Below are 4,035 nucleotides of genomic sequence, written 5' to 3' on the forward strand. Positions count from 1 at the left end.
CCCGACCGCGGCAGGCACCGTGATCAAATGGCCGGAATCGGTGCCGAAGTGGCCGGTTAATTAGCGATCAAATGGCCGGGTTCAAGTTGACAAAACACAGCCGGCGATCAGCCAGTCGAGAATAGGGAGCTAGGGCGTGTTTTCTAAGACCAACAAACGCACGGTGAAACGAAACGCACGACGTTGGCAGCGGCAACGAATCTGCCTGCGCGCAAGCGCTGACAGACCGGCCACGCTAGCAGGAACACTAAGCCTCGATCCACCGGTTCGCCTTGATTGAGCGTGGTCGCTGGATTCTGAGTGGTGGTGGGCGCGGTGAAGCTGTCGGCCTTGCTGCCGATTGTGTTCCGTGATCTTCGGGGCCGGGTGGCTGGTGGTCAGGTGGGGATGGTGCGCGGCGGGCCGCAGGCCGCCGCGAATGCGGTTGTCCATCCGGTTTCCCACGGCCAGCTAGCTGGCAGGTGCAGAAGAATTTTCCGGGCTGAGGTGGAGATTCGGGCGGGAATATTGATGAGTTTGCGGCGGATAGTGCCGCTGCGCGCTTTGCCCAGATCTGCGCCGGCCAGTGAACCAACGGAGCGGGAAAGNTCCAGCGTGCTGGTCGTGAAGAACGCGTGAAAGCGATGCGTGTCGAAGAGTGTCGGTTGTCCTTCGCTCGCTTTCTGGTTCAGTTCCGGGATCCGTCGCACGACCAGTCGACCTTCGATGCGTTCGGATTTCTTGCGTGAACTGAACGCGGTGAAGGTGACTTCGGCGACCTCGGCAGATGAAATCCAGGCGCCGGTTTCCTCGTCTCGGATCGCGTCGGTGTAGTTGATCGTGGTCCACTGGTCGGCGGTGATCGTGGCGATTGCCCGCTTGACGGCGGGGTCCATCCGAGCAGTGATAGACACTTTCGCCCCGGCGCGGTGTGCGGCGGCGACGACAGCGTGGCCATAGAACGCGCTATCCGCGCGCAGCAGCACGACGCCGGTCGCCGCCCGGCTGCGGAGGCGTTTCACGGTGGCGAGGACGTCGCCGACGAACTTGCCCGCGCCGCGGGGAGAGCCCGTCGATCCTTTCCGCAGCCGGGACCCGATGATGATCGGTGCCGCCTTCGGCGTGGAGACGATGCCGATCAGAGCGTTCAGGCCGCGCACTCCGGAGTAGCCATACCCGGAGCCTTGCTTCTGATATCCGTGGACTTCCTTGATGGTGTCGTCGATATCGACCAACGCGTAGTCGTCGATCCCAGCGACGATTGGCGTGTGGGTGGCCAGGTTGACCAGCCACCGCCAGGCGACAGCGTCGAGCTGACGGACATGACCAAACGTGAATGCTCGTAGAAATGAGCCCAACGTTGACGGGGCGTAGGTTCCGACGAAGAGTTTCTTCATGCCGCCGTGCCGCAACAACGCCATGTCATCAATTGAGTCGGCTCCGGCGAGCATTCCCGCGACCAACGCGGTGACTTTCAATCCGGCGTTCGCACCGAAGTATCCGGGCAAGCTCAACTGGGCATCGGCGAGCTCCCCGAGACCTGTTTTCACCGCCAACGCCAGCGCGGGGACGAGGCCTGCGGCCGACACGAGATTTGTGTCGTCGAAAGTGGCGGACAAACGGTTCGATGTATGGAAAAGTTGCATCTACGAGATGCCTCTCGGATCGGTTGAAATGAACCCTAAGTAAGTTCTATTTTTCCTGATCCGACAGGCATTCTCGGTTTAACGCGCCGCAACAACCGCAACTCGACCGGTGGATCGAGGCTAAGTACAGCCCTGCCTGCGAGCCAAGTACGCGATCACGACCGTCTCGCATCGCACAGTATTTTAAATACGCGTTTTTGGCACTGCCCCTTCTGATCGAAACGCCAGTAGTCGCAAATTACGGTGTCAAACCGAGTTGTTCGAGCATGCCCTGTTGGTCGCTGCTACCCCACCGCTCGATAAGTTTCCCGTTCTCAAACCGGCTAATTTGCATGCCACGAACAGACATCGTTTTGCCGCTAGCGGCGTGGCCCATGAGAGGGCCTTGGTGGGTGCCGGTGAGGATATAAGCGAATGCGACGTCGGTATCGTTAGCGACGAGACGCTCGACTTCAAGGTGCAGGTCTGGAAAAGCAGCAATCATCTCGCCAAAAAACGCTTTGTAGCCCTCGGGGCCCGGGCCTTGCCCAAGGGCAGGGTCGTTGTCAACTGCGTCGGCGGCCACAAGGTTGTCGAGAAGGTCGAGTTTTCCGCTGTTCAGGGCGTCACCAAACTTATGCTGGGCTGCGATATTCATTTCTTGACTCATGTGTTTACTCTCTTCCTAAACATTTATCGCGGATGGGTTTGTGTGGGCCACGGGTGATCATATGTCTGCAATTCTTAGAATGAAAAAGGCCGATCTGACCGCGTACGCTATCGAACACATGTCTAGGGTGATCAACTACGTGAAGCGGAACAGGGCAGAGGGCACAAATTCCAACGCCGAGCACTCACGGTGGCGATACTCGTTAATGAACTGGGTAAATGACCCACTAAAAAGGTAGTGGCAGGGGAATTTTACGGTCTGGTTCTCCCTGACGCGTGCGCCGTAATTTGGACCATAGGGGTCGGGTCAAATGGGAGGCTCCATGTTGGCCTATTCGGGCTTCAGGATCACCTTGGTCCACCCGTCGGTGCGGTCGCCGAAGTTCTTATAGGCATCCGCGGCGTCGCTGAGGGGAATCTCGTGGGAAACGATCCATGATGGCTTGGCCTTGCCCACGGCAATTAGCTCGCGCAACTGCCGATTATATTTCTTTACCGGGCATTGGCCACTGCCAATGTTTTGGCCCTTGAGCCACTGCTGGCCGTAGTCAATAGCAATCTTGCCCTGCTTGGCGTTCTCGTCAATGCCGCCAGGATCTGCCGGCAGGAAAACGCCAACAACACCAATTCCGCCGGTGATGCGCACGGACCGAATCAGCCGATTCAGAGTCATGGCGGGATCTTCGGTGCCTTGTGGGTCGTGGGCCTGATAGCCCACGCATTCACAACCCCGATCCGCGCCAATACCCTTAGTCTGGTCCAAAACAAACTGAACCGGGTCCGTCTTCGAGTCATCAATGGGAATCGCGCCGATCTGCTCGGCGAGGGCCAGCCGGTCTGGGCGTCGATCCACAACCCAGACTTTACTCGCGCCCTTGATCGTCGCGGACAGGGCGGCCATCAGCCCGACCGGACCCGCGCCGTAAATCACTACTGTGTCACCGGGTATGACTCCAGCCATCTCGGTAGCGTGATAGCCGGTAGGGAAAATGTCCGAAAGCATCACGTAATCGTTTTGTTTTTCTATGGCGTCTTCACCCAGGCGCAAGCAGTTGTTGTCGCCGTAGGGCACACGCAACATTTGGGCCTGCCCGCCAGGATACGGACCCATACCAGCGAAGCCGTAGGCGGCGCCCGCGCCGACCGGGTCTGACTGAGTGGTCATGCAATAGTTGGTGAAACCGCGTTCGCAATTCTTGCAAAACCCGCAAGAAATATTGAACGGCAGCACGACGCGTTCGCCGACTTTTACCTTGTCGACGCCATTACCGATCTCGATGACCTCGCCCATATTTTCATGGCCAAACGTGCGTCCAGTTTCGAAATTGGTGCGTCCCTCGTACATGTGTAAATCTGAACCGCAAATATTCGTGGCCGTGATGCGTACGAGAACGTCAGTGGGACGTTCGATCGTGGCATCCGGAACTTCTTCAACGTTAACCTCATTGGGGCCCTTATAAACGACTGCCTTCATTTTTTCTCTCCCTGGTTTTCATGACCGTAAACATGAACGGTCCGTTTTCACTTTCGGAGGTGTACGAATTTCAGTGCCGGGACAACCTCAAGCTGCCCACAGATTGTGCACAGTGTGTGTCTACCACCGTTCCATGCGCACCGCCTCACCGCCACAATTATCGCGACGCCCACACCGGACATCACAGGCCACCGTCACGGCCGATCAAACCCATCGCCAACATGCGATCATCGAGCAAATCAATGCCGATCTCAAGGACAGCGCGTTGGCGCATCTGCCCTCCGGTGT

The 4,035-nt window shown here is 58.0% G+C and carries 4 protein-coding genes; 1 reads left to right on the plus strand and 3 read right to left on the minus strand.

Annotated features, from left to right (window positions below):
- Window positions 1-377: 377 nt before the first annotated feature.
- Both D6T64_RS00220 and D6T64_RS00225 read right to left on the minus strand, forming a co-directional pair.
- The gene (locus D6T64_RS00220) at window positions 378-1,625 is read right to left on the minus strand and encodes an IS1380 family transposase (protein WP_119970289.1); all 1,248 of its coding nucleotides are present in this window, start codon (window positions 1,623-1,625) and stop codon (window positions 378-380) included.
- Window positions 1,626-1,863: 238 nt separating this feature from the next.
- Window positions 1,864-2,274, minus strand: a complete 411-nt coding sequence (locus D6T64_RS00225; protein WP_119970291.1) for an ester cyclase — start codon at window positions 2,272-2,274, stop codon at window positions 1,864-1,866.
- A 40-nt stretch (window positions 2,275-2,314) separates the two neighbouring features.
- On the opposite strand from D6T64_RS00225, the gene D6T64_RS23570 reads away from it, so the two are divergent.
- The gene (locus D6T64_RS23570; protein ID WP_377012996.1) at window positions 2,315-2,512 is read left to right on the plus strand and encodes a DUF3140 domain-containing protein; all 198 of its coding nucleotides are present in this window, start codon (window positions 2,315-2,317) and stop codon (window positions 2,510-2,512) included.
- 92 nt (window positions 2,513-2,604) lie between these two features.
- On the opposite strand, the gene D6T64_RS00235 is transcribed toward D6T64_RS23570, so the two are convergent.
- Window positions 2,605-3,747 (minus strand): glutathione-independent formaldehyde dehydrogenase, encoded by a 1,143-nt coding sequence (locus D6T64_RS00235; protein WP_119970296.1) that lies wholly within the window; start codon window positions 3,745-3,747, stop codon window positions 2,605-2,607.
- Window positions 3,748-4,035 lie beyond the last annotated feature (288 nt).

This window comes from Cryobacterium melibiosiphilum, from assembly GCF_003602235.1.
Taxonomy (GTDB): Bacteria; Actinomycetota; Actinomycetes; order Actinomycetales; family Microbacteriaceae; genus Cryobacterium; species Cryobacterium melibiosiphilum.